Origin of the sequence: Prescottella agglutinans, assembly GCF_004011865.1 — a bacterium.
GTDB classification, from domain to species: domain Bacteria; phylum Actinomycetota; class Actinomycetes; order Mycobacteriales; family Mycobacteriaceae; genus Prescottella; species Prescottella agglutinans.
The window spans coordinates 79,344-102,445 of sequence record NZ_RKLP01000013.1 but is presented as its reverse complement, the minus strand read 5'-3'; the positions used below and the strand labels follow the sequence as shown (position 1 = coordinate 102,445).

At 69.1% G+C, this 23,102-nt stretch carries 24 protein-coding genes; 15 read left to right on the top strand and 9 right to left on the bottom strand.

The genetic code is table 11. The features are described 5' to 3' along the window. Window position 1: 1 nt before the first annotated feature. The 3 genes from EGT67_RS22405 to EGT67_RS22395 form a co-directional block, all read right to left on the bottom strand. The gene (locus EGT67_RS22405) at window positions 2–1,540 is read right to left on the bottom strand and encodes an acyl-CoA synthetase (RefSeq protein ID WP_127918301.1); all 1,539 of its coding nucleotides are present in this window, start codon (window positions 1,538–1,540) and stop codon (window positions 2–4) included. Window positions 1,541–1,627: 87 nt separating this feature from the next. Beyond that, window positions 1,628–1,999, bottom strand: a complete 372-nt coding sequence (locus tag EGT67_RS22400) for a limonene-1,2-epoxide hydrolase family protein (RefSeq protein ID WP_127918300.1) — start codon at window positions 1,997–1,999, stop codon at window positions 1,628–1,630. Next, the gene (locus tag EGT67_RS22395; RefSeq protein WP_127918299.1) at window positions 1,996–2,892 is read right to left on the bottom strand and encodes a helix-turn-helix domain-containing protein; all 897 of its coding nucleotides are present in this window, start codon (window positions 2,890–2,892) and stop codon (window positions 1,996–1,998) included. Before EGT67_RS22395 ends, EGT67_RS22400 begins: the two co-directional genes overlap by 4 nt. 86 nt (window positions 2,893–2,978) lie before the next feature. Here EGT67_RS22395 and EGT67_RS22390 point away from each other — a divergent pair, with 86 nt between their 5' ends. Together EGT67_RS22390 and EGT67_RS25175 are read left to right on the top strand one after the other, a co-directional pair. Next, window positions 2,979–4,187 (top strand): cytochrome P450, encoded by a 1,209-nt coding sequence (locus EGT67_RS22390; RefSeq protein WP_127918298.1) that lies wholly within the window; start codon window positions 2,979–2,981, stop codon window positions 4,185–4,187. A 20-nt stretch (window positions 4,188–4,207) separates the two neighbouring features. Continuing rightward, window positions 4,208–4,354, top strand: a complete 147-nt coding sequence (locus EGT67_RS25175) for a hypothetical protein (protein WP_164877640.1) — start codon at window positions 4,208–4,210, stop codon at window positions 4,352–4,354. A 12-nt stretch (window positions 4,355–4,366) separates the two neighbouring features. On the opposite strand, the gene EGT67_RS22385 is transcribed toward EGT67_RS25175, so the two are convergent. After that, window positions 4,367–4,963: a TetR/AcrR family transcriptional regulator gene (locus EGT67_RS22385; protein ID WP_127918297.1), complete on the bottom strand. Its 597-nt coding sequence runs from the start codon at window positions 4,961–4,963 to the stop codon at window positions 4,367–4,369. 197 nt (window positions 4,964–5,160) lie between these two features. Between EGT67_RS22385 and EGT67_RS22380 the strand changes: the two genes are divergently transcribed. The 10 genes from EGT67_RS22380 (at window position 5,161) to EGT67_RS22335 (ending at window position 14,670) form a co-directional block, all read left to right on the top strand. Further along, window positions 5,161–6,351 carry a phosphotransferase family protein gene (locus tag EGT67_RS22380; protein WP_127918296.1) on the top strand — a complete coding sequence of 397 codons (1,191 nt, stop codon included), beginning with the start codon at window positions 5,161–5,163 and terminating at the stop codon, window positions 6,349–6,351. Further along, window positions 6,351–7,511 (top strand): Rv3169 family protein, encoded by a 1,161-nt coding sequence (locus tag EGT67_RS22375; RefSeq protein ID WP_127918404.1) that lies wholly within the window; start codon window positions 6,351–6,353, stop codon window positions 7,509–7,511. The genes EGT67_RS22380 and EGT67_RS22375 overlap by 1 nt, the downstream gene beginning before the upstream one ends. A gap of 33 nt (window positions 7,512–7,544) precedes the next feature. Next, window positions 7,545–8,618: a tyrosine-protein phosphatase gene (locus EGT67_RS22370; RefSeq protein WP_127918295.1), complete on the top strand. Its 1,074-nt coding sequence runs from the start codon at window positions 7,545–7,547 to the stop codon at window positions 8,616–8,618. Between the two features lie 159 nt (window positions 8,619–8,777). Next, window positions 8,778–9,380 carry a TetR/AcrR family transcriptional regulator gene (locus EGT67_RS22365; RefSeq protein WP_127918294.1) on the top strand — a complete coding sequence of 201 codons (603 nt, stop codon included), beginning with the start codon at window positions 8,778–8,780 and terminating at the stop codon, window positions 9,378–9,380. Beyond that, complete coding sequence (locus EGT67_RS22360; RefSeq protein WP_127918293.1) at window positions 9,377–10,621, top strand: DUF418 domain-containing protein; 1,245 nt, start codon at window positions 9,377–9,379, stop codon at window positions 10,619–10,621. The genes EGT67_RS22365 and EGT67_RS22360 overlap by 4 nt, the downstream gene beginning before the upstream one ends. Before the next feature lie 47 nt (window positions 10,622–10,668). Next, complete coding sequence (locus EGT67_RS22355) at window positions 10,669–11,067, top strand: VOC family protein (RefSeq protein ID WP_127918292.1); 399 nt, start codon at window positions 10,669–10,671, stop codon at window positions 11,065–11,067. Window positions 11,068–11,171: 104 nt separating this feature from the next. Continuing rightward, window positions 11,172–11,906, top strand: coding sequence for a polyprenol monophosphomannose synthase (locus EGT67_RS22350; RefSeq protein ID WP_127918291.1), 735 nt, complete (start codon window positions 11,172–11,174; stop codon window positions 11,904–11,906). A gap of 73 nt (window positions 11,907–11,979) precedes the next feature. Continuing rightward, a complete protein-coding gene (locus EGT67_RS22345) occupies window positions 11,980–13,185 on the top strand; it encodes an enhanced intracellular survival protein Eis (protein WP_127918290.1) in 1,206 nt (401 codons plus the stop codon). Window positions 13,186–13,292: 107 nt separating this feature from the next. Further along, on the top strand, window positions 13,293–13,700 hold the full coding sequence (locus EGT67_RS22340) for a hypothetical protein (protein WP_127918289.1): 408 nt from the start codon (window positions 13,293–13,295) through the stop codon (window positions 13,698–13,700). A gap of 253 nt (window positions 13,701–13,953) precedes the next feature. Beyond that, window positions 13,954–14,670 (top strand): alpha/beta fold hydrolase, encoded by a 717-nt coding sequence (locus tag EGT67_RS22335; RefSeq protein ID WP_277750171.1) that lies wholly within the window; start codon window positions 13,954–13,956, stop codon window positions 14,668–14,670. Window positions 14,671–14,777: 107 nt separating this feature from the next. Here EGT67_RS22335 and EGT67_RS22330 read toward each other — a convergent pair whose 3' ends face one another. From EGT67_RS22330 to EGT67_RS22320, 3 genes are all read right to left on the bottom strand, one after another. Beyond that, a complete protein-coding gene (locus EGT67_RS22330; protein WP_127918288.1) occupies window positions 14,778–16,286 on the bottom strand; it encodes a solute symporter family protein in 1,509 nt (502 codons plus the stop codon). A gap of 2 nt (window positions 16,287–16,288) precedes the next feature. After that, window positions 16,289–16,678 (bottom strand): DUF485 domain-containing protein, encoded by a 390-nt coding sequence (locus EGT67_RS22325; RefSeq protein ID WP_127918287.1) that lies wholly within the window; start codon window positions 16,676–16,678, stop codon window positions 16,289–16,291. A gap of 126 nt (window positions 16,679–16,804) precedes the next feature. Then, complete coding sequence (locus EGT67_RS22320) at window positions 16,805–17,371, bottom strand: MarR family winged helix-turn-helix transcriptional regulator (protein WP_127918286.1); 567 nt, start codon at window positions 17,369–17,371, stop codon at window positions 16,805–16,807. A 128-nt stretch (window positions 17,372–17,499) separates the two neighbouring features. On the opposite strand from EGT67_RS22320, the gene EGT67_RS22315 reads away from it, so the two are divergent. Both EGT67_RS22315 and EGT67_RS22310 read left to right on the top strand, forming a co-directional pair. Next, window positions 17,500–18,462, top strand: coding sequence for an MBL fold metallo-hydrolase (locus EGT67_RS22315; protein WP_127918285.1), 963 nt, complete (start codon window positions 17,500–17,502; stop codon window positions 18,460–18,462). A 27-nt stretch (window positions 18,463–18,489) separates the two neighbouring features. Further along, window positions 18,490–20,121, top strand: a complete 1,632-nt coding sequence (locus EGT67_RS22310; protein WP_127918284.1) for an FAD-dependent monooxygenase — start codon at window positions 18,490–18,492, stop codon at window positions 20,119–20,121. An 11-nt stretch (window positions 20,122–20,132) separates the two neighbouring features. On the opposite strand, the gene EGT67_RS22305 is transcribed toward EGT67_RS22310, so the two are convergent. Continuing rightward, window positions 20,133–20,990 carry a LysR family transcriptional regulator gene (locus EGT67_RS22305; protein ID WP_127918283.1) on the bottom strand — a complete coding sequence of 286 codons (858 nt, stop codon included), beginning with the start codon at window positions 20,988–20,990 and terminating at the stop codon, window positions 20,133–20,135. Between the two features lie 98 nt (window positions 20,991–21,088). Between EGT67_RS22305 and EGT67_RS22300 the strand changes: the two genes are divergently transcribed. Next, window positions 21,089–22,225: a YbfB/YjiJ family MFS transporter gene (locus tag EGT67_RS22300; protein ID WP_127918282.1), complete on the top strand. Its 1,137-nt coding sequence runs from the start codon at window positions 21,089–21,091 to the stop codon at window positions 22,223–22,225. Here EGT67_RS22300 and EGT67_RS22295 read toward each other — a convergent pair. Continuing rightward, window positions 22,222–23,094: an alpha/beta fold hydrolase gene (locus EGT67_RS22295; protein WP_127918281.1), complete on the bottom strand. Its 873-nt coding sequence runs from the start codon at window positions 23,092–23,094 to the stop codon at window positions 22,222–22,224. The two genes, EGT67_RS22300 and EGT67_RS22295, sit on opposite strands and share 4 nt — an antisense overlap. Window positions 23,095–23,102 lie beyond the last annotated feature (8 nt).

Genomic DNA, 23,102 nt, shown 5'->3' with positions numbered 1-23,102 from the left:
GTCAGGCCGGATCGAGTTCGCTCCGCAGTTCACGCTTGAGGAGCTTGCCGCTCTGGTTGCGCGGCAGGGCAGGGACGAAGCGAATTCGCTTGGGCACCTTGAAGGGTGCGATGTGCTGACGGACGTGCTCGATCAGCACGTCCGCGGTGACCGCATCCGGGTCGGCGTCGTCGCGCAGCGCCACGACCGCCGTCACCGCCTCGATCCACTTCTCGTCGGGCATGCCGATCACGGCCACCTCCGCCACCGCGGGGTGCGTGTACAGGGCGTCCTCCACCTCCCGTGACGCGACGAGGATGCCGCCGGTGTTGATCACATCCTTGATGCGGTCCACCACGGTGATGTAGCCCGCCGGGTCGCGCGTCACCATGTCGCCCGAATGGAACCAGCCGTCGCGGAACGCCTCCGCGGTGGCCTCCGGGTTGTCCCAATACCCTTGGCACAGTTGCGGAGAGCGGTAGAGGATCTCCCCCGGCTCGCCGTCGGGCACATCGTTTCCGTCGGCGTCGACCACCCTGGTCTCGACGAAGAACACCGCGCGCCCGCACGAGGACGGTCGCTCCTCGTGGTCCGCGGGCCCGAGCACCGTGGCCAGCGGTCCGATCTCCGACTGCCCGAAGCAGTTGTAGAAGCCGAGGTCCGGGTACCGCTCGCGGAGACGGTTGAGAACGGTGACCGGCATGATCGACGCGCCGTACTGCGCCTTCTTCAGCGACGAGAGGTCCCGGGTGTCCAGGTCCGGGTGCCCGGCGAGCGGGACCCAGACCGTGGGCGCGAGGAACAACGAACCGATCCGCTCGGCCTCGATGCGCCGCAGGATCTCGGGGATGTCGGGGGTCTGCATCAGGTGCACGGTCGCCCCCACCGACAGGTAGGGAAGCATGAACACGTGCATCCCGGCCGAGTGGTACAGCGGCATGCAGATCAGCGGGTTGTCCTCGGCACTCAATCCGAGCGCGATCACCGACGACACGTACTCGTGGACCAGCGCGCCGTGAGTCATCATCGCGCCCTTGGGCTTCGATGTCGTCCCGGAGGTGTAGAGCAGCTGGACGAGATCACCGCTCGACACGCCGACGGCCAACTGAGGGACGTCACCGGCCCGAACGGACTCGAGCAGCGAGCCGGACGAGTCGCGCAGCGGGAGGACGTGGTCGAGGTCGAGATCCGCCCGCACCGATTCGAGGTTGGCCGCGAGCGCCGGGTCGACGAGCACCGCGCGCGTCCCGGACTGTGCGAGCAGGTAGTGCAGTTCGCCGCCGGTGAGGGCATAGTTCACCGGAACGTGGACGAGGCCTGCGCGCGCGCAGGCCAGGAAGCCGATGACGTACGCGTCGGAGTTGACGCCGTAGCCCGCCACCCGGTCGCCGGGCGCCAGCCCGAGTCCGAGCAGACGCCCGGCGGCGCGGGTGACGGCGGCGTCGAGTTCGCGGTACGTCCAGGTGCGGTCGTCGAATGTCAGAGCAGTGCGATCGGGCTGCCGTGCGGCGGACCGGCGGAGCACTCCGTCGACGGTGTCGGTACGCGGATCCTCACTCATGTGACGCAGGTTATAGGACGTCCAACTATTGCGTAAGGGCTTTCTTTCCGCGCCCGGATTGTGTAGTTTCGCGCACCCGCGCGGCGCTCAGCCGCCGAATGCCGCGGTGATCGCACCCATGTCGAAGTAGTCGCGCCAGGCCGCGATCTTCCCATCGACCACCTCGAACACGCCCATCACCGGCAGCGGGGTCTCCTTGCCGAGCCCACGGAGCACGTCGGTGCGTTCGTTCATCACGACACCGTCAGCCTCGACCTGCCTGTGGATCTGGAAGTCGATGCCGTCGAACGTGGCCAGGAAACCCTCGAGGAACTCCCGGATGGCGTCGCGGCCCTTCACGGGATCCATCGGAATGTTGTGGTACACAGCATCTTCGGTGAAGTACTCCGCGATCACGGCGGGGTCCGGGTCGGACCACAGCCCACAGAACTCCGTGACCAGGTCGGCGGCAGCACTCATGTGTTCTCTCCTGTTCTCGCATCCAGTTCCCGAGCGGTTCGGGTCAGGTGTTCGATGTAGCGTGCACGTTCCTCGGGGGTGACCGCGGAACGCAACGGACCGATCTGCAGTTCCCACACCGCGCGACCGCCGGAGTCGAACACCGGCGCCACGAGATAGCTGATCGGCAGGGCGTCGTTGCTGTCGAGATCCCTTGCACCGTAAGGCCGTCCACTGATCCCCGCGAGCAGCGCGAGGACACGTGCCCGGAGGGTGTGCTGCGACGGATCCACGGCCAGCAACTCGACCACGTCGGCGAGGACGTCGAGCGTGCCGGGATCGGCAGCGCCGATGCCCCACACGCCGACGCCCGTCGCCCGGATCTGCTCGAGCACCGCCGCGGTCTCGGCCTGCGCGTCCCGCGGGAGGGTGCCGAGCCAGCGACGCTGCCGCGCCTCGTCCGCGAAGGCGATGACGGCCGCGCCCGCCGGCGCCCGCAACGGCAACCGCGCGCCGGCGGCGATGCCCGCCGGCAGCCGCCCCCGTCCCGCATCGACCGCCACGAAGGTGAGCTCCGTGGCGGACACGACGCCGAGCGCCGCGCCACAGTCGACCTGGGCGGCCAGGCGCGCGAGGGCGTCGTCGAGCCCGGGCGGCGCACCCATCGCCGCGCGCGCCGCCTCGGAGACCCCCGCCAAGCGCGACCCGAGCCGGTACCGCAGATCCGCGCCCCGCTGCACCCAGCCGTGCGTGTCGAGCGCACCGAGCACCGCGCCGACGGTCGAGCGGCTCAGATGCAGCGCGTCGGCGATCTCGGCGATGGTGCAGGGCGTCTCACGCCCCGCGAGCAGTTCGATGACCGCCACGACGCGATCGGTCGGCGGCGATCCACTTCCACCCTTGTCACGGTCCATGTTTCCTCCTACCCTCGGCACTGTAACCGATATTCGGCTCCTGTGACACGAATATTCGTGTCGCCTTTCTCGGAAGGGTCCCGACGATGACCGCACCGTCCCTGCTCGACACCGTCGACATCGAGGGGGTCGACTTCGCGTTCCAGGACGCCCCGGAGATCCACGCGATCCTCGAGCGCCTGCGCGCCGAGAAGCCGTACGCCGTGGTCCCGTTCGCCGGGGTCCAGGCCGTCCTGCTGCTCACCCACGACCTCGTGTCGGCCGCCTTCAAGGACGAGGAGACCTTCCCAGCCTCCGCGATCTACCCCATGACCACCGGCCCGGTGCTCGGAAAGACGCTGCAGTGCATGGCCGGCCGTGAGCATCGGGTCAACCGCGCGATCGTCTCGCCGCCGTTCCGCCGCAGCAGGATCGCCTCCTACATCGCGCCGGTCCTCGAGCCCCTCGCGCACGAGTTGATCGACCGGTTCGCCGATCGCGGGACCGCCGATCTCGTCGCGGAGTTCACCACGCGATACCCCGTGTTGATCATCAGCCGCCTGCTCGGACTGCCCGTCGAGGACGAGGCCACCGTGCACCGCTGGGCGCACGATCTCTTCTACTTCCCCCTCGATCCCGAGGCGGCGATGCGCGCGTCCCAGGAGTTCACCGACCACGTCACGCCGATCCTCGCCGAACGGCGGCGGAACCCCGGCGACGACCTGATCTCGATGCTCGTCACCGAGTCGGCGGAGGGCGAGACCCTCGACGACGAGCAGATCCTGTCCTTCCTGCGACTGTTGTTCCCGGCGGGCGCCGACACCACGATGCTCGCCCTCGGCAACACCCTCTCCGCGCTGCTCACGCACCCCGACCAGCTGGACCTGGTGCGGTCGAACCCGGCCGAGAACGTCCAGTGGGCGATCTGGGAGGGCCTGCGCTGGGAGCCTCCGGTGGGCCTGCTGCCCCGCGCCTGCCCGGAGGCAACCACGTGGAACGGGATCGAGATCCCCGCACTCACACCGATGATCTTCTCGATCAACGCGGCGCTGCGCGACCCCGCGATCCACGACGACCCGCACCGGTTCGACATCACCCGGAGAACCACGTCGATGCTCGCATTCGGGCAGGGCCCACACAGCTGCGCGGGCAGCTGGTTGGCGCTCGCCGAGTTGAACACGGCCCTGACGATCCTGCTCGATCGCCTTCCCGGCCTGCGCCTACAGGAGGGCGCGGCCGATGGTGCACGGGTCACCAGCCAGGTCGGCGTCGCCCTGCGCGGACCCAATTCACTTCTCGTGGAGTGGGATCGCTGACAGGGCGGCAGAATGGTCGCATGACCAGTCGCAGCCGGATCATGCTCGTCCTCGGAACTGCCGCGGCCGGCGTCTGGTTCTTCCGGCGCCGGCCGCGATTCGACGCCCCACTCAGCGCACAAGAATGGCGCGAGGACGCGATCGGCCCGGACGATCTGGCGGGCTGAACCCGCCTCGCCTCACCGCGGCAGCACGCCGTTCAGCACCAGATCGACGAGCGTCGACGCGAGCCGCTCCTGGTCCTGGACGTCGCGGGCCGACTGCGCGAAGATCGCGGCGCCGGCGATGACGTCGAGCAGGGTGTCCGCGTCGATCCCCGCGCGCAGTTCACCGGAATCGACCGCCCGCGCGATCCGCTGGCCGAGTTCCTCACGGATCACCTCGAGCTGGTCGGTGACCAGAGCCTTGCGCAGCTCCGGGTCGCCGCGTCCCTCGCTCATCAGCCCGGGCACGGCCTCACGCGCGGCCGCGTCGCCGAACAACGCGACCGCGCCGTAGGTCAGTCGGGCGATCTCCTCGCCGATCTCGACATCGTCGGACACGTCCTCCGACTCCATCACCGGATACACCGCGTCGTGCACGATGTGCGCCTTCGACGGCCAGCGCCGGTAGATGGCGGGCCGTCCCACTCCGGCGCGCGTGGCGATCGCATCGATCGAGGTCCCGGCGTAGCCGTTCTCGATCAGCAACTCCCGCGTCGCCCGCAACACCGCCTCGTCGATCGCAGGATCCCGCTGCGGGCCGAGGCGATGCTGGACCTGCCGCTTCCTGGGCATCGAGGAGACCCCTTGCGTCGAAGTGTGATGGTCGTTACATTGTGTCACGTCAAAGACGATACGCAACGTATCGACTAGCGCTCCTTGCGCCCCGAGAGTGTCACCGGGCCGCAACCAGAACTCGCTGTACCAGCTGTGCCGCACCGTTTTTCAACGCACGTGAGGCGTCGCGCGCCTCCGACCGTCGAAAGGTCGCCATGAGTTCCGAGAAGGCAACCGGGGATCAGGACTTCTCCGAGGTCGCCCGGCCCGTCGCCTCCCGCACCGACCCCGGCGAACTCGCCACCCGCCTGCAGGCATGGTTGGGCACCAAGCTCCCCGCCGGCGCGGACCCCGAGGTCACCGACGTGCAGGTCCCGGCCGCGAACGGGATGTCGAACGAGACGATCCTGTTCGACGCGCTGTGGAACGAGGACGACGGACGTCACCACCATTACCTGGTCGCGCGGATCGCGCCGGCCCCGTCGGGGGTGCCGATCTTCCCCACCTACGACCTGGACCAGCAGTACCAGGTGATCAAGGCGGTCGGCGCGCACTCGTCGGTGCCGGTGCCGCGCGTGTACTGGTCCGAAACCTCCCCGGAGGCCCTCGGCGGGGAGTTCTTCGTGATGGAACGACTCGACGGGCAGGTCCCGCCGGACGTGATGCCCTACAACTTCGGCGGGTCCTGGCTGTCCGAGGGCTCGCCGGAGGAGCGCCGGCGCCTGCAGGATTCGTCGGTCCGTGTGCTCGCCGACCTGCACGCGATACCCGCACCCGCGCAGCTGTTTCCGAGCCTGAACCCGGCCCCCGGGACCGACACCGTGACCGCGGACGCCGCGCTGCGCGCGCACGTGGACGGCCAGCGCCGCTACTACGAATGGGCGGTGCAGACCGGTCCCCGCTCGCCGCTCATCGAGCGCGGGCTCGACTGGCTCGACAACAATTGGCCCACCCCCGCCGGACCGGCCGTCCTGTGCTGGGGCGACTCGCGGATCGGGAACATCATCTACCGCGACTTCGAACCCGTCGCGGTCCTCGACTGGGAGATGGCCACCCTCGGCCCCCGCGAACTGGACCTGGCCTGGATGATCTTCATCCACAGGTTCTTCGAGGATCTGGCCACGATGGCGGGGCTACCCGGACTCCCGGATCTCCTGCGCCGCGACGACGTCGTGGGCACCTACCGCGACCTCACCGGCCATCGTGCAACAGATCTCGACTTCTACACCCTCTACGCCGCCCTGCGGCACGCCATCATCATGTTCCGCGTCCAGAGCCGGGCCGTCGCGTTCGGCCAGGCCGAAGCCCCCGCCGACCCCGACGACATGATCCTGCACCGCAAGACGGTCGAGGAGATGCTCGACGGCACCTACTGGGCCCGCGTCGCCGGGCAGGAGGTCGCGTGATGCTTTCGCCCATGGACGATTTCCCGGTCCACCAGATCGCCGAACCGATCCGACACGTCGGCACCTCGGACCGCAACTTCTACGACCGCTACTACTTCAACTGCCATCCCGGACTCGACCACGACGGGCAGCCCCTGTTCCTCATTGTCGGCCTGGGGCAGTATCCGAATCTCGGTGTCACCGACGGCTTCGCGGTCCTGCGCCGCGGCGACGACCACATCGTCACCCGCGCCTCCAAGGCCCTCGGCTCCGACCGCATGGACGTCACCGTCGGGCCGCTGCGCATCGAAGTCCTCGAGGGCCTGCACCGCCTGCGCGTCGTCCTCGAACCCACCGCGGAGGCACCGGACCTGTCCTTCGACCTGGTCTTCGAATCCGACGTCCCGGCAGCGTTGGAGGCCCGCCACTTCCACCGCCAGCTCGAGCGGGTCACCTTCGACACCCAACGGTTCGTGCAGACCGGCCGCTGGAGCGGGACGCTCACCGTCGACGGCGAGACCATCCCCGTCACCCCCGACACCTGGCGCGGCAACCGCGACCGCTCCTGGGGCGTGCGCCCCGTCGGCGAGGCCGAACCGCCCGGACGCCGCGCCGATCCCGCGCTCGCCGCCGAGCAGAACTTCTTCTGGATCTACACCATCATGCAGTTCGACGACTTCTCCATCGTCGCGATCATGCAGGAAGACCGGCACGGTCGCCGGATCATCGAGGACGCCACCCGCGTCTGGACGGACCGCTCGCGTGAACCCGAATGGCTCGGCCGGCCCGAACACGACCTCACGTTCGTGCCGGGCACCCGCGAGGTCGACCGCGCCACCCTCGAATTCCACCGCCCCGGCGGCTACGGCAAGCCCGACGAGATTCTCACCGTCACATGCGAACCCGTACTCCCCCACTACCTCGGCGTCGGCACCGGCTACGGACTCGAACAGGACTGGCGCCACGGCATGTGGCAGGGCGAACTCGTCGTCCAAGGCCTGCGCGAAAAGGTCGCCGACATCGAACCCTGGAAGAAACTCTTCTGCCCCGTCGACAACCTCGCCCGCTTCACCCTCACCGAAAACGGCGACACCCACGTCGGCTCCGGCCTGTTCGAGGTCGGAATCATCGGCCCCTGCGACCGATACGGATTCACCGGCGCCGCCGACGTCGCCCCCTGAAACACACAGCCCCACACAACGAAAGGAACCGATATGCAGGCAGGCTCCAGCCCGTTACGCGTGCGGACCACCCGGTCCGCCACGGCCCTGCTTCTCGCCGGCGGAATGCTCCTCACCGGCAACATGATCGCCTCCGCGCAGGACACGACCGAAACGCCCACCACCACCACCACTCCACCGCCCACGCTGGAAATCCCTGCGGAGCTGCTGGGATCCCTCGGCACCACCCCGGACCCGGACGGGACGACCACTCCGGACCCGACCACCACCGCACCGCCCAACCCTGCCGGGGCGATGGGATCCCTCGGCTCCGGCTCGGCCGACGTCCACCTCGACCCGACACCGCGCCTGTCGTCGATCGCCAACTTCCGCGACGTCGCCGGCAACGAGGGCGGCGGCTACGAGGCCCTCGCCAACCGCCACCTGAAGCGTGGTGTGATCTACCGCTCGAACGATCTGGCGTCCGCCAGCGACGAGGACCTGGCGACCCTGGCGTCACTGAACATCAAGCACGTCTACGACCTGCGCAGCGCCACCGAGATCGCCGATCCGCTGGTCGGCGGCGCCGACAAGATCCCGGCCGGGGCCGACTACACGAACATCCCGATCGACTTCGGCGATCTGGCGGCGCTGGCACAGTCGCTCCAGTCGCCCGACGAGGGTCGGCAGTTCATGGTGGACGTCAACCGCAGCTTCATCACCGACCCGGCCAAGCGTGAGGGCCTCAAGCAGGCGCTGACCGCGATCGCGGACAGCGACGGGCCCGTGCTCATCCACTGCACCGGGGGCAAGGACCGCACCGGCTGGATCTCCGCTCTCCTGCTGACCCTCTCCGGCGTGCAGGAGCAGACCATCATCGACGACTACCTGCTCAGCAACGAGTACCTGGCGGAGTCGAACGCGCAGGCGCTCGCCCAGATCCGGGCCGGCCTCGGCGAACAGGCCGCGCTGAACATCGAACCCGTCCTGGGTGTCGACAAGACCTACCTCGCAGCCGCGTTCGAGCAGATGCGCGCGGACTACGGCGGCCCGATCGCCTACCTGGCCGACGGCCTCGGTATGGAGCAGATGACGATCGCGAAGCTGGCGAAGAAGCTCGTCCTCTGACGAGCTCGCCCCCAAGCACCCGGGCGGTCCTGACCCCGACCAGGACCGCCCGGGTTTTCTTCTGCGCGGACGCCGGAGTCCATGTGTTGCACCCGCCGAACACTCGAGTTATTAATTAAGTGACTGCTCAATTAATAGTTTCGAACGGTGGGAGGACGCGTGCGAACCGTCGACGAGGCTGCCCGGGCGGCCAAGCGAACCGAACTACTCGACGCCGCGGCCCGCTGCTTCGCCGAGCGCGGGTACCACGCGACCCGCACGGCGGACATCTGCGCGCAGGCGGGCATGAGTTCCGGCAACCTCTTCCACTACTTCCCGACCAAGCAGGCGGTGTTGCTGGCGCTGATCGAGCGTGACGGCACCCAGACCGCGTCGTCGGTCGCGGAACTCGCCACGGCGGACGACCCGTTCGACGCGCTGTTGGGACTGCTCGACGACGTCTGCCGCCTGGCCGCCGACTCCACATACTCCGGATTGGCGCTGGAGGTCTCGGCGCTCGCCCACCGCGACGAGGACGTCGCGGTGCGGTTCAAGGCCGGCGATCTGGGTTTCCGGAAGGGTCTCGAGGACCTGCTCGAACGCGCGGCGGCGGCGGGCCAACTCGATACCGATCTGACCACCGAGGACGCGGCGACCTGGATCGCCGCGCTCGTCGACGGCATGTTCGCCCGCGTCGCCGCCGATCCCGCCTTCCGACCCGAAGCGCAGTCCGCGGTGCTGCGCCGCATCGTCAGCCAGCTTCTCCGGGGAGTGCCGTCATGAGCGAAGCCACGACGCGGGCTCCGGAACGCGCCCGCCGCCTGCAGAACGTCGACGCGCTGCGCGGGTTCGCCCTGTTCGGCATCCTGGCGGTCAACATCTGGGCCTTCGCGGATCCGTACTACGCATCGACGGAGACGAACCCGGGCTTCGACTCCGGGCTCGATCACGTCGTGCGTTTCGTCGTGTCGCTGCTGTTCGAGACCAAGTTCTACCTGTTGTTCTCGTTCCTGTTCGGGTACAGCTTCACGCTGCAGATGGCCGCGGCGGAGCGGGCGGGCCGCGGGTTCGTGCCGCGGATGCTGCGCCGGCAGGGCGGGCTGCTGGTGATCGGGCTGTTGCACGGTGCCGCCCTGTACTACGGCGAGATCCTCTCCACGTACGCCCTTCTCGGGCTCGTCCTCCTGGCCTGCCGGAACGTCTCACCGACCACCGCGCTCCGGGTGGGGACGACGCTGATCGTCGCGTCGTCCGCCGTGTGGATGCTCCTGGGCGGCGCGCAACTCGCCACCGGCGACGTCACCGGCCCGGCCGCCTCCGACGCGGCCGACAAGCTCACGGCGTTCCGGGGCGACGCGGCGGCCACCCTGGGCTTCCACTCCGGGCATCTCCCGGACACGCTCGGTGCCCTGTGGGTGCTGCAGGGTCCGAGCGCGATGGCGATGTTCTTCTTCGGCTTCGCCGCCGGTCGACTGCGGGTGTTCGCCGATCCCGAGCGGTACCGCGACGTCATGAAGCGCGTGCTCGCGTTCGGTCTCCCGATCGGCCTGATCGGTGCCGCGACGTATGCCCTCGCCGCCGCGTACGCACCCGGAGGCGGGCTGGAGACGGTGGCGTTCGGATTCGGGCAGCTCACCGCGCCCGCACTCTCCGCGGCTTACGTGGTGGCAGCGCTGCTGCTGTTCCGGACCACCCTCGGCCGTCGGGTCGAGACCGCACTGGCGCCGATGGGCAAGACGGCACTCACCAACTACCTGGTCCAGTCGTTACTTCTCGGTGTGCTGTTCACCGGCTACGGCCTCGGTCTGGTCGATCGGCTGCCGCCGCTCGCGGTGATGGCCGTCGTGCCGGTCGTGTTCGCCGGGCAGATGGCGGCGAGCCGCCTCTGGCTGCGGGGACATCCGTACGGCCCCGCCGAATGGGTGCTGCGGGCCGTGACGCTCGCCGCCGTCCCGCCGTGGCGCTCCCCGCGAACCGCCCCGAGTCGCAGTGATCGGCGGTACCGTCGAGGACGCGAAGAGTAGTTCCGCGTCACCGATCGACAGATTCCGGACGACCTTAGGAGCATCCCGTGGCCTCTCGCCTCAATCCCTACATCAGCTTCGCCGGCAATGCGCGCGAGGCGATGGAGTTCTACAAGAGCGTCTTCGGCGGCACCCTGAACATGAGCACCTTCGGCGAGTTCGGGTCGCCCGAAGACGGGGACAAGATCATGCACGCGATGCTCGAGACCGACAACGGTTTCACGATCATGGGCGCCGACACACCGCCTGGTATGGAACACAAGGTCGGCACCGACATGGCGGTGAGCCTGAGCGGCGACGACGCCGACGAACTCCGCGGCTACTGGGAGAAGTTGTCCTCGTCGGGCACCGTCCAGGTGCCCCTCGAGAAGCAGATGTGGGGCGATCTGTTCGGCGCCTGCGCCGACCGGTTCGGCGTCTCGTGGATGGTGAACATCACCCAGTAGCCCCGTGAACGCGCGGAATCCCCCAGGTAAGTTGCCTTCGCCTGCATTCATGACCAGACTCGGTTTCGCGGGAGACGACACCGTGTGATCTCCAGGAAGGCACCATGGACACCAGCTCGCCGAAGACGACCGTCGTTGTACCCACGTACAACGAACGCGACAATCTGCCGAAACTCGTCGAGCGGCTGGCGGCGTTGGAGGTACCGAACCTGCACCTGCTGGTCGTCGACGACAACTCCCCCGACGGCACCGGAGAGGTCGCCGAGAAGCTGGCGATCGACGGGGCGATCCCGATCCGGGTGCTGCACCGCACCGTCAAGGACGGCCTCGGACGCGCCTACGTCGCGGGCATGACGCGCGCACTCGAGGACGGCGCCGACATCGTCATCCAGATGGATGCCGACCTCTCGCACCCGGCCGAGGTCATCCCCACGATGATCCGCACCCTCACCACCACCGATGCCGCCGTCGTCCTCGGCTCCCGGTACGTCGCGGGCGGCGCGGTCGCGAGCGACTGGCCGTGGCACCGCAAGGCGCTGTCGGCGTGGGCCAACTTCTACGTCAACGCGATCCTGCGGCTCGGCGTGCGGGACGCGACCGCCGGCTTCAAGGCGTGGCACGCCCGCACCCTCGAGGCGATCGACGTCGCGTCGATCCACAGCAACGGCTACTCGTTCCAGGTGGAGATGAATTACCGGACCACCAGCCGCGGCATGCGCATCGCCGAGGTCCCGATCCGTTTCGAGGAGCGCACCGAGGGCGTGTCGAAGATGAGCCTCGGGGTCCAGCTCGAATCGGCACTGGTGCCGTGGAAGCTGCGGTTCGGCAAGAAGCGCTGAGCCGCACCGTCGTCGAGCACCCGCCCGAATATTCGCGGGCGTTCCGTGCCGAAAGCTGCCACCATCGGCAAGCATGACGCCCACAGCAGGTATCCAGGTCCGCACCGCCACCGATAGCGATTGGCCGGCGATCGAGCTTCTCGATTCGGTGGGATTCGGCTACCACCCGGCGGAACCGGACCGGTCCCTCGGTAGGGCGTTGACGCAGATCGAGGACGTCGTTCTGGCCACCGACGACGGCGTACCGGTCGGTGTCGCGCTCCACCTGCCGCTCGAGATCACGGTCCCCGGCGGGTACCGGTCAGCCACCCGCGGCGTCTCCTGGGTGTCGGTGGCGCCAACGCATCGGCGGCGCGGCGTCCTGCGCGCGATGTTCACGCACCTGCATCGCGAGATCGTGGCCGACGGTGTGCCGCTGGCCGCGCTGACCGCGAGCGAAGCCGGAATCTACGGTCGGTTCGGGTACGGTCCCGCCACTGTCACGTCCGAAGTGACACTCGACCGCCGCTTCGCCCGATTCCGCGACGACGCGCCCGACCCGGGCGGCGTCCGAGTGGTCGATGCTGCGACCGCCGAGCAGCACCTGCCCGGGATCTACGATCGCTGGCGGCGCATCACACCCGGCGCGCAGGCACGCCCGAAACCCCACTGGGACTTCACGTTCACCGACCCCGAGTCCGGCCGCGGTGGCGGTACGGCGTTGTTCTTCCTGCTGCGCCACGACGGTTACGCGATATTCCGGCGCCGCGGTGACGGCGACAATCGCACCGCTGTCGTCGAGGAACTGATCGCGGTCACCGACGACGCCCACGCCGCGCTGTGGCGAGCCCTGTGCGGGCTGGATCTGATGGCGTTCATCGAGGCGAGCGTGCCCGTCGACGATCCACTGCGCCTGATGCTCACCGACTCTCGACTGGTGCGCACCACCCGCGTGGCCGACGACCTGTGGCTGCGGATCATGGATGTACCCGCGGCCCTGGAGGCCCGGACGTACGCCGTCGACATCGACACGGTCATCGAGGTCCGCGACCCGTATCTCGGCGCCGGGGGCACGTTCGCGCTGACGGTACGTGACGGCAGCGCGCGGTGCCGACGCACCGACGCATCACCCCGCGTCTCACTCGATCTCGACGTGCTGGGCAGTCTGTATCTGGGGTCCCACCGCGCCCGTCCGTTCGCCGCCGCCGGTCGGGTGCACGCGAAGTCGGATCGCGATCTGGCCCTGCTCGACTCGGCGTTCGCCTCGGACCGTCCGGCCGTGCTCGGTTGGGGATTCTGAGGCCGAATTTCACCCGATCCGGGTGAAATCCAACGACGGTGCGGACCGGTAGCGTGGCAACTTTCGGACGATCGACCGTCGTTGCCGTCGACACGAAGGGATTTCGTATGACCTTCCCGCGCACGTCCGCCGCCGTGGCCGTCCTCGCCGGCGCCACCTGGCTCGCGTTGGCACCTACCGCATCCGCCGCGACCACGTATCAGATCACCGCGGTACCACCGATCGGAACGGTGTACGCCTCCACGATCACCACGCTCGCCGTCGTCGTCACGCCGACGCCCGTCGGCGCGGATGGAACCTCACCCGTGCTGCTCGAGATCACCGAGCCGGACGGCGATACCCACACCACGACGGTGCCGCTCACGATCGGTGGCGCGACGTCGGCCGTTCGGCTGCACGAGGCCGGGCGCTACACCGCAGTCTTCACCTTCGCGCCGCCGGAGGGCGAACAGGCCACGACCACAATGCAGTTCGACGTGTCACCCTCGCCGTTCGGGTCCGGCAGCGCGTCGTAGACGACCTTCTCGACAACGAAGGCCCCGCCGCAAGCAGGCAGGGCCGCCGTAATCGGGTGGCGAGCCGCGATCACTGTCGGCGACAATTGCGACTATGAGTGTCGACATCTCGGAGCCGACCCGGTTGGGCGAACTGCATGTGGCAAACGGGCGGGTAATCGGGTGGGCCGAATGGGGTCGCCCCGACGGGATTCCCGTGTTGCTGTGATCGGGCGCTGCCACCACCCGATCACTCGGTTTCGGCGCGGGCGCCCTGGAGGCACTCGGCGTGCGTCTCATCTCGCTCGACCGTCCAGGCTTGGGAGCGTCGACGCCGCAGCCCGGCAAGTCGTTTCGCGACTTCGCCGCAGATGTCGACGAGTTCGCCGCGCTGCGCGGGCTGGGCAGGCCCGCGATGGTCGGCAACTCTCAGGGCGCGCCCTTTGCGCTTGCCTGCGCGGCGGAGGGCATCAGTGGCGCGCTCGCGATCGTGTCGGGCGCCGACGAGGTGGCAGCCCCGTGGTTCGCGGACGCCCTGCCTGAGCAACTCCGCGGACTGGTCGACCTGACTGCATCGGACCCTGACGAAGCGGAGCGCTTCTTCGCGACATTGGACGCAGACACCATGTGGCAGATGGTCATCGACTCGAGCCCCGCCTCCGACCTCGCCGTCTACCGTGACCCCACGTTCGAGCGCATCTACCGTCGCTGTCTGAGGGAGGCGTTCACCTCGGGCCCTGCCGGCTACGCCCGTGACACGGTCCTGGCCATGGGCCGCTGGCCGTTCGATCTGACGACGATCAGTGTGCCCGTCGATCTCTGGTACGGCGAACAGGACACCAGCCACTCCCCAGACCTCGGAAGTTCGCTGGCTGACCGCATTCCCGAAGCGCGACGACATATCGTGCCCGGTATAGGCGGCGCGGTCTTGTGGACCCGTGCCGAAACGATCCTGCGCACCCTACTCGGGCATACCGACCCGCTCAGGTAGCGGCATTCCGGACGTGAAAACAGCACGGTCGCCGCAACTCCCGATATCGGGTGTTGCGACGACCGCTGGAAGCCGCCGGCACTCGGTGGGGCTTGGTAGAACTCCGGTCAGCGACCGATGAGTGCCCGCCGTTCGATCTCGGCGAAGTCCGTGCCGGCTGCGTCGGGACGTCCACGACCGACCAGCGACCCGATGTAGGCGAACAGGAAGCCCGCGGGCACCGACACCAGGGCGGGGATGGTGAGCGGGAAGATCGGATCGACCCCGTGCACCAGTCCGGTGGGGCCGAGGATGTTCGGGCTGATCGCGACCAGGCCGAGGCTGACGATCAGGCCACCGACCAGCGCCCACGTGGCACCGACCCGGTTGAAGCCCTTCCAGTAGATGCTCAGCAGCAGCACCGGCAGGCTGGTGCTCGCCGCGACGGCGAACGCGACGTTGGCGAGGAAGCCGAGGTTGAAGCCCTTCGCACCCAGCGCGAGGAACATCGCGACGATCGCGATGCCGAGCAGCGACAGCCGCGCGACCTTCAATTGCTTTTCCGCCGAGGCGTTTCCGTTCTTGATGACGTGCGTGTAGAGGTCGTGGGCGAAGGCGCCGGACGTGGCGATCGCGACACCGGCGAGCACCGCGAGGATCGTCGCGAGCGTGATGCCGATGATGACCGCCTCGAGGACCGGGCCGCCGAGTTCACGTGCCAGCTGGACCACCGCGAGGTTGCCCTGCGGGTGCGCCTTGGCGATCTCGTCCTTGCCGATCGCGCGGAGGGCGCCGTAGCCGATGAACGGCAGCACCAGGTAGAAGATGCTGAAGATCCACAGCGCGACGACGCCGGACTTGCGGGCGGCGCGGGCGTCCTTGACCGTGAGGAAGCGGACCATGACGTGCGGCAGACCCATCACGCCGAGGGCGAGCGCGAGCTGCTGCGAGATGATGTCGAACGTCTTGGTGGTGGACTGCGGGTGCGACGACGCGACCGCGTCCGGAACCGCGTCGACCACGTGGAACGGGCTGGGGCCGTACTTCATCATCACCAGGAACAGGATCAGCGCGGTGCCGCCGAGCAGCAGGCCCGTCTTGAGCACCTGCACCCACGTGGTGGCGAGCATGCCGCCGAACATCGTGTAGACGACCATGAGCAGACCCAGGACCACGACGGCCACCCAGAACTTGATGCCGAGCAGGGCCTGCACCAGCAGACCGGCTCCGACGAACTGGATCACCATGTACATCGCCGAGATGACGATCGTGGTGACGGCGAGGCACGCGCGCAGCCCGCGACCGTCGAACCGGGCGGCCACGGCGTCGGCGAGGGTGAACCGGCCGAGGTTGCGCAGCGGCTCGGCGATGATCAGCAGCACCAGCAGGTAGGCCAGCGGGACCGCGGTCGCGAGGTAGAAGCCGTTGAAGCCGGACAGCGCGATGAGGCCGGTGATGCCGAGGAACGACGCCGCCGAGACGTAGTCACCCGAGATGGCCAGGCCGTTGCCGATCGGCCCCACCTGCCCCTCGGCCACGTAGTGGGAGTCGGTGGAGGTGTTGCGCTTGGCGGCCAGGTACGTGATCGCGAGCGTGACGCCGATGATGGCGACCACGATGGTGACACTCAAACCCATTGTCACTCACCGTCCTTCGGGAGTTCGAGCTCGGCCAGGTGGGCGTCGATGATCCCGTCCATGCGGCGCGCCCAGCGGACGTAGAACTGCGCGACGACGAGGATCCCGACGAAGACCCCGAACCCGGCCCAGTAGGCCAGGCCGAGGCCGGCGAATCGACCGGACAGCACGCTGGTCGAGGTCGTCAGCACGATGTAGCCCATGAAGACGATCAAGAGCACCGCCGCGGAGACGAGCGAGACGCGACGGCGACGGCGAGCGACGGCGAGAATCGCGTCGAGGCCGGCATCGGCGGCTAACGGATCCGGCGAAGCCGGGGAGTCTGGGCGCGCGGCATCGGCCGGCGACAGGCCAAGCGACATGGTCACCTCGGGGATATGAGCGGGAGGCATGTGGTCAATGCTTTGACCACTGCGTGGTGGGCATACCGTAGGTGAGGGCAGTCACAATATGCAAGGGGGCGGCCAGCCGATGCAGGAAACCTGCGCAACCGACCCGATCCGGACCTTTCGGTCGGGTCAGTCGCGGGTGTGGAGCTCCGGCGACGACGACGTAGCCAGCTTCTCGAGCAGTCCGATCAGGATCGTCCGCTCCGGCTTGGTGAGCGCGCTCGCCCAGACCTGCTCACGACGGTTGTGCTCGGCGTACGTGGTGGTGATGGCCTCGAGCCCGGCGTCGGTCAGCCGCAATTCGACGGCCCGACGATCCACGTCAGAGCGACGACGCGTCACGTATCCATCGCGTTCCAGGGTGTTGACCAGGGCGGACACCGCCGCGCGGCTCATGCCCGACAGCTTCGCCACCCGCTTGGCCTCGCTGGGGCCGGCCAGCCACAGCACGAACAGCACCCGGAAGCCGGGCCAACTCCACCCGCCGGGACGGTGCACGGTGGATTCGAGGTCGTAGACCAGCGCGCTGGCGACACGGGTCAGTTCCAGGACGAGTTTCATCGACACCGGGTCGACGTCGGGCATGGCCCGGGTCGTCTTGCGCACCGCGAAGTCGACGAACGACAGGAAGTCGAGGTCGTCGATGTCCTCGCGGCCGTCACGGCTCGCAGCGTTCACGCGGTCGGCGTCGGTCATGCCGGACAGATTAGAGCCCGCACCCGCGAGTTTCGTATCGGATTTGGTCAAAGACTTGCATATCTCGTGTGACACGGCTTACCTTGTCCGCATTATCAATCAAAGCTTTGACTATTCGAGGTGACCTCATGGCCGCACTGTCCTTCGCCTCCTCTGCCGACCTCGGCGAGAAGGAGCAGACCCTGGAGGTCCTCGCCGACGGCGTCTACGCGCTCACGGCCGAGGGCGATCCCAACCTGGGAGCGATCGAGGGCGAGGACTTCCTCGTCTGCTTCGAGGCCCTTGCGACACCGGTCGCCGCGCAGGACTGGCTCGCGAAGCTGCGCCAGCACACCGACAAGCCCGTGCGCTACCTGGTGCTCTCCCACTACCACGCGGTGCGGGTCCTGGGCGCGTCCGCGTTCGACGCCGAGATCATCGTCGCGCACGACAACACCCGCAAGCTGATCGCCGAGCGCGGCAAGGAGGACTGGGCGTCCGAGTTCGGCCGCATGCCGCGTCTGGCGAAGGGCGCCGACTCGGTCCCCGGCCTCACCTGGCCCACCCTGACGTTCTCCGACGAACTGACCATCGACCTCGGCGGTGACCGCGGCGATCTGGTGCTCAAGCACCTCGGCCGCGGGCACACCGAGGGCGACATCGTCGCTTGGCTGCCCCAGCAGAAGATCCTCTTCGCCGGCGACCTCGTCGAGGCGCAGGCCGCGCTCTACACCGGCGACGCATTCCACCGCGACTGGGCCACAGGCACTCTCGACGGCATCAAGGCGCTGGGCGCCGAGGCGCTGATCGGTGGACGCGGCGCCGTCAGCCGCGGCCGCGAGGAGGTCGACGCCGCGATCGAGCAGACCCGGCACTTCCTGAACGTGATGCTCACCGAGGTCGGTGCGGTCCAGCAGCGTGGCGGCACGCTCAAGGAGGCCTTCGAGGCCACCCACGCCGCCCTGTTCGAGAAGTACGGCCACTGGCCGATCTTCGAGCACTGCCTGCCGTTCGACGTCTCCCGCGTGTGGGACGAGCTGTCCGGCATCGAGCGCCCGGTGATCTGGACCGCGGACCGCGACCGCGAGGTCTGGGCTCAGCTGCAGGGCTGATCCGGGCGAGCGTCAGGAGTATTTGCGATGGGTGTCAACCACATTCACACCGGAACCGTGGCGGTGATCGGCAACGGTCCGGTCGGCCAGACCACGGCGCTGCTGCTGGCCCGATGGGGCGTACGGGTCGTGCTGCTCGACGGCCGGGCCGAGCGGGACCCGATCGGGTCCAAAGCCATCTGCCAGCAGCGGGACGTTCTCGAGGTGTGGGCCGCGATCGGCGTCGGGGAGCAGATCGCGTCCGAGGGCGTCACGTGGGACACCGCGCGCACGTTCCACCGCGACAACGAGCTGTTCTCGCAGAAGTTCGTCGACCACGGACTGTCGCCGTTCCCGCCCTTCGTCAACGTCTCGCAAGCCCGCACCGAGGAGCTGCTCGACGAGGCCATCGCCGAGCAGCCGCTCATCGAGGTGCGGTGGGGTCACGCGGTCGAGCGCATCGACCAGGACTCGGCCGAGGTCCGGCTCGGGTGTGCGACGGACGCGGGCCCGGTGACGGTGGCGGCCGACTACGCGGTGATGGCCACCGGTTCGCGCAGCAGCGAGCTGCGTCGTCAGCTCGGCGTCGGGTTCCCCGGCCGGTCGTTCGACGACAAGTTCCTCATCTGCGACATCCAGGCCGACATCCCCGGCTGGGGCAACGAGCGCCGCTTCTACTTCGACCCCGAGTGGAACCCGGGCCGGCAGGTGCTGATCCACCCGTGCCCGGACTCGACGTTCCGCATCGACTGGCAGGTGCCCGGCGACTACGACCTCGACGCCGAGGTCGAGAGCGGCGCGCTGGACACCCGGATCCGCCAGATCATCGGCGACACCCCGTACCGGATCGTGTGGAAGTCGGTGTACCGCTTCCACGCCCGGCTCGCGGACCGCATGCGGGTGGGCCGGGTGCTGCTGGCCGGGGACTGCGCGCACATCGTCTCGCCGTTCGGTGCGCGCGGCCTGAACTCCGGCGTCGGTGACGCCGAGAACGCCGCGTGGAAGCTCGCGTTCGTGCTGCGTGGCTGGGCCGACGCGTCCCTGCTGGAGACCTACGACCTCGAGCGACGCGCCGCGGCGGCCGAGAACCTCGAGGTGACGTCGGCGACGATGGATTTCCTCGTCCCGCAGACCGACGAGCAGCACGCCCGGCGCAAGGCCGTGCTCGAGACCGCGGCGTCCGATCCGGCGGCACGGGCCGCCGTGGACTCGGGGCGTCTGGCGGAACCGTTCTGGTACGTCGACTCCCCCCTGACGACGCCGGACGTGCGGCGTCCGTTCGCCGGCCGCCCGGAGCGGGGTGTCTCACCCGCCCCGGTTCCGGGCGTGCTGGTGCCGGACGTCCCGGTGACCGTGCGCGGGCAGAGCTGCGCGCGGCTGCGGGAGATCGCCCGGCACGGTGTGCTGCTGCTGCACGGCGCCGCCGTCGACCCGGCCGACGTCCGGCAGATCGCCCTGGCCGCGACGCACGCCCCGATCCGGCTGCATGCGCTGGCCGACGTCGACACCAGCGGACTGCTCACGGCCGCAACCAATGCCGAGGAGAACGAGGTGTGGGTCGTCCGGCCCGACGCCCACATCGCCGCGGTGGTCGACGGCGGCGACCGGCCGGCCCTCGCGGCCGCGCTGCGACGGGCCGTGGGCGCCGAGGTGGCGGCCGGCGACCGGCAGGTCGGCTGACCTCGGCTGACTCAGCCCCGGAGGCGGTGGGCCTCGACGAGCGCGCAGTCCCGCAGGACCCGCATCAGCGGAGTCACGCGGCTCGCGACGTACACGAGGCTCACCGCGGTGGGCGCCGCGTCGGCGATGTCGACGAAACGCACGTTGTGATGGTGCACGCGGCGGCGGGCGGCCACCGGTACCGCTCCCACGCCCCGATCGGCCGCGACCAGTTCCAGCCACTCGTCGAAGTTGGTGCAGGTCACGATCTCTCGGCTCGGGTCGGGCTCGGTCCACGACTCGGCACGGGTCGTCCCGGTCAGCGTGTTGACGACCAGCGGATACGTTCCCAGCTCGCCCCACGTGACGGTGTCCCGCTCCGCGAGGGGTGAGCGGGCGCTGACTGCGGCGATCCGTGGCTCCGAGAACAAGTGATGCACGGCCAGTGCCCCACGCGGAACCTCCCCGCGCATCACGGCGGCGTCGACGACGCCGTCCCGCAGCGCCGCCACCGGGTCGTCGCACCGCTGCAGCAACACCCGCGCACCGGAGCGTTCCTCGCAGGCGGCGATCGTGTCGTGCGCCCACGGATCGGGAAGCAGCCAGCTGAATCCCAGCCGCACCGTCCGGTTGGCCTGCGCGGACGCGATCGCGACGTCCAGATCACCGAGGACGAGGCGAATACGTTCGGCGAACGCCTGCCCGTCCTCGGTCGGCGCCATCGACCGCGACGTCCGCTCGAGCAGCCGGGTTCCGAGTGTCGCCTCGAGTTGCTGGATCGTGCGCGTCAGTGCGGGTTGCGTGATGTTGAGCCGCTCGGCGGCGGCCGTGAACGTGCCGGCGTCGATCACCGCGATCAACGCCCGCAGATGCCGCAACTCGACATTCATAACCACAGAGCATAGATGCCGTCGAACCGGCATTTCCGTGCGGCCGTGAGCCGCACATAGCGTCGAGGCGACGAAGGGGGAAGGAAGTGAACCTGCCGATGCGGACCGAGACGGTCGCGCCGCGCCGGTACGCCCGCGCGACGGTGGTTCGCGCCGCCGCCGGACTCGCCGCGGCGATGGGCGTCGGCCGATTCGTGTACACGCCCCTGCTCCCCCTCATGCAGGAGCAGGCCGGGGTCTCGCACACGGACACCGCCCTCGTCGCGACAGCCAACTACCTCGGCTACTTCCTGGGCGCCATCGCGCTGGCCGTCCATCCCGCCGGGGCACGCTCGCGCACCCTCTTCCGTTCGGCGATCCTGGCGCTCGTCGTGAGCGAACTCGTCATGGTCACCGGCACCGACGTCCGCGTGTGGCTGGCCGCGCGGGTCGTGGCCGGCATGGCCAGTGCCGCGGTCTTCGTGTACTGCGCCACCGCGGTGGTCGGCCATCCGTCGGCGGGCGTGACGTTCACCGGCGTCGGGGCCGGGATCGCGACGTCGGGCGTTCTCGTCGCGGCGCTCGGACCGGTCGTGTCGTGGACCGTGCTCTGGGTCCTCGCGGCCGCGGTCACGGTCGGCTACTCCGCCGTCGCCTGGAACCTGCCGCCGGGAGCTTCTCCCCCATCCCCTTCCGGCGGATCCCCCTCGCGCACTTCCCCGTCGGTGCACTGGTGGACCCTCGGCACGGGTTACTTCCTCGAGGGCCTGGGCTACATCATCCTCGGCACGTTCCTGGTTGCGGCGGTGTCGGCCGGGGGCGCCGAGTGGACGGGCCCCGCGGCCTGGGTGGTGGTCGGGCTCGCCGCGATCCCGTCGCCGCTGCTGTGGGCGAGAGCGTTGCGCCGCTGGTCCGCGGAGTCACTGCTCGCACTCGCGCTGCTGCTGCAGGCCGTCTCCGCGCTGCTGCCCGCGCTGGTCGCCGGTCCGGCGGCCGCCCTGGTCGCGGCCGTCCTGTTCGGCGGGACCTTCATGGGTATCACCCTGCTCGCCATGGACTCGGCACTCGGGCTGGGGATTCCGCGCGCCGCAGCAGCGCTCACCGCCGTCTACGGGCTGGGCCAGATCCTCGGACCGCTCGTCGTGACGCCGATGCTCGGCGACGGCTTCCGCTCGGCCTTCGTCTGCGCCGCACTCGTTCTCGTGCTGGCCGCCGGGCTGGCGGGCGCCACCCGCCGCCCCCGCGGAGCGCCCTAGGTCGTCGTCCGGTCGAGGAAGTCGGCGATCAGCGGCGCGATTCGCGGCAGGTGGGTCTCGAGCGCGAAGTGGCCCGTGTCGAAGAGGTGGAGCTCGGCGTGCGGCAGATCGTTCAGGTAGGCGACCGCCCCGGGTTCGGTGAAGAACGGATCGTGACGACCCCAGACGACGAGCGTCGGCGGGGTGTGCGTCCGCAACCAGGTCTGCCAGCGGTCGTAGCGCTCGACATTGGAGTGGTAGTCGAAGAGCAGCGCCGCCTGCGCGTCCTTGCGGCCGGGCGAGTCGAGGAAGTGTTGATCGAGGGTCCAGCTGTCCGGGTCGAGCAGGTCGGGGTCCGGGACACCGGTCTCGTACTGGCCGCGCGTGGCGCCCGCGGTCATGAAGCTGCCGACGGTGTCGACGGTCCCCGGCGATTCGGGGTCCAGGACGACGAGCTGACGGAGTGCGTCGCCCAGTCCCTCCGCGTAGGCGTTTCCGTTCTGCACGATCAGCCCGGAGATCCACTCGGGGTGGCGTTCGGCGACCCGGAATCCGACCGGCGCGCCGAAGTCGAAGACGTACATCGCGAAGCGCTCCAGACCCAGTCGCTGGACGAAGCCTTCGATGACGTCGGCGAGACGGTCGAACGAGTAGACGAACCGATCCGGCGTCTCGGTGTAGCCCGAGCCGGGACAGTCCGGAGCGATCAACCGGTAGCGTGAACCGAGCACGTCGATGAGTCGACGGAACTGGTGCGAGGCCGACGGAAAGCCGTGCAGGAGAAGCAGCACGGGCGCATCGGTCCGTTTCGGCAGGGACTCCCGGTAGAAGACGCGGACGCCGTCGACATCCAGATTGCGGTGAATGACTCGGGTACTCGAATCGATCACGACCGACT

What these genes read in the sequence shown, in the direction of transcription:
- EGT67_RS22405 (WP_127918301.1), bottom strand. Translation starts at nt 1,540, where the DNA reads ATGAGTGAGGATCCGCGTACCGACACCGTCGACGGAGTGCTCCGCCGG.
- EGT67_RS22400 (WP_127918300.1), bottom strand. Translation starts at nt 1,999, where the DNA reads ATGAGTGCTGCCGCCGACCTGGTCACGGAGTTCTGTGGGCTGTGGTCC.
- EGT67_RS22395 (WP_127918299.1), bottom strand. Translation starts at nt 2,892, where the DNA reads ATGGACCGTGACAAGGGTGGAAGTGGATCGCCGCCGACCGATCGCGTC.
- EGT67_RS22390 (WP_127918298.1), top strand. Translation starts at nt 2,979, where the DNA reads ATGACCGCACCGTCCCTGCTCGACACCGTCGACATCGAGGGGGTCGAC.
- EGT67_RS25175 (WP_164877640.1), top strand. Translation starts at nt 4,208, where the DNA reads ATGACCAGTCGCAGCCGGATCATGCTCGTCCTCGGAACTGCCGCGGCC.
- EGT67_RS22385 (WP_127918297.1), bottom strand. Translation starts at nt 4,963, where the DNA reads ATGCCCAGGAAGCGGCAGGTCCAGCATCGCCTCGGCCCGCAGCGGGAT.
- EGT67_RS22380 (WP_127918296.1), top strand. Translation starts at nt 5,161, where the DNA reads ATGAGTTCCGAGAAGGCAACCGGGGATCAGGACTTCTCCGAGGTCGCC.
- EGT67_RS22375 (WP_127918404.1), top strand. Translation starts at nt 6,351, where the DNA reads ATGCTTTCGCCCATGGACGATTTCCCGGTCCACCAGATCGCCGAACCG.
- EGT67_RS22370 (WP_127918295.1), top strand. Translation starts at nt 7,545, where the DNA reads ATGCAGGCAGGCTCCAGCCCGTTACGCGTGCGGACCACCCGGTCCGCC.
- EGT67_RS22360 (WP_127918293.1), top strand. Translation starts at nt 9,377, where the DNA reads ATGAGCGAAGCCACGACGCGGGCTCCGGAACGCGCCCGCCGCCTGCAG.
- EGT67_RS22350 (WP_127918291.1), top strand. Translation starts at nt 11,172, where the DNA reads ATGGACACCAGCTCGCCGAAGACGACCGTCGTTGTACCCACGTACAAC.
- EGT67_RS22345 (WP_127918290.1), top strand. Translation starts at nt 11,980, where the DNA reads ATGACGCCCACAGCAGGTATCCAGGTCCGCACCGCCACCGATAGCGAT.
- EGT67_RS22340 (WP_127918289.1), top strand. Translation starts at nt 13,293, where the DNA reads ATGACCTTCCCGCGCACGTCCGCCGCCGTGGCCGTCCTCGCCGGCGCC.
- EGT67_RS22330 (WP_127918288.1), bottom strand. Translation starts at nt 16,286, where the DNA reads ATGGGTTTGAGTGTCACCATCGTGGTCGCCATCATCGGCGTCACGCTC.
- EGT67_RS22325 (WP_127918287.1), bottom strand. Translation starts at nt 16,678, where the DNA reads ATGCCTCCCGCTCATATCCCCGAGGTGACCATGTCGCTTGGCCTGTCG.
- EGT67_RS22320 (WP_127918286.1), bottom strand. Translation starts at nt 17,371, where the DNA reads ATGACCGACGCCGACCGCGTGAACGCTGCGAGCCGTGACGGCCGCGAG.
- EGT67_RS22315 (WP_127918285.1), top strand. Translation starts at nt 17,500, where the DNA reads ATGGCCGCACTGTCCTTCGCCTCCTCTGCCGACCTCGGCGAGAAGGAG.
- EGT67_RS22310 (WP_127918284.1), top strand. Translation starts at nt 18,490, where the DNA reads ATGGGTGTCAACCACATTCACACCGGAACCGTGGCGGTGATCGGCAAC.
- EGT67_RS22305 (WP_127918283.1), bottom strand. Translation starts at nt 20,990, where the DNA reads ATGAATGTCGAGTTGCGGCATCTGCGGGCGTTGATCGCGGTGATCGAC.
- EGT67_RS22300 (WP_127918282.1), top strand. Translation starts at nt 21,089, where the DNA reads ATGCGGACCGAGACGGTCGCGCCGCGCCGGTACGCCCGCGCGACGGTG.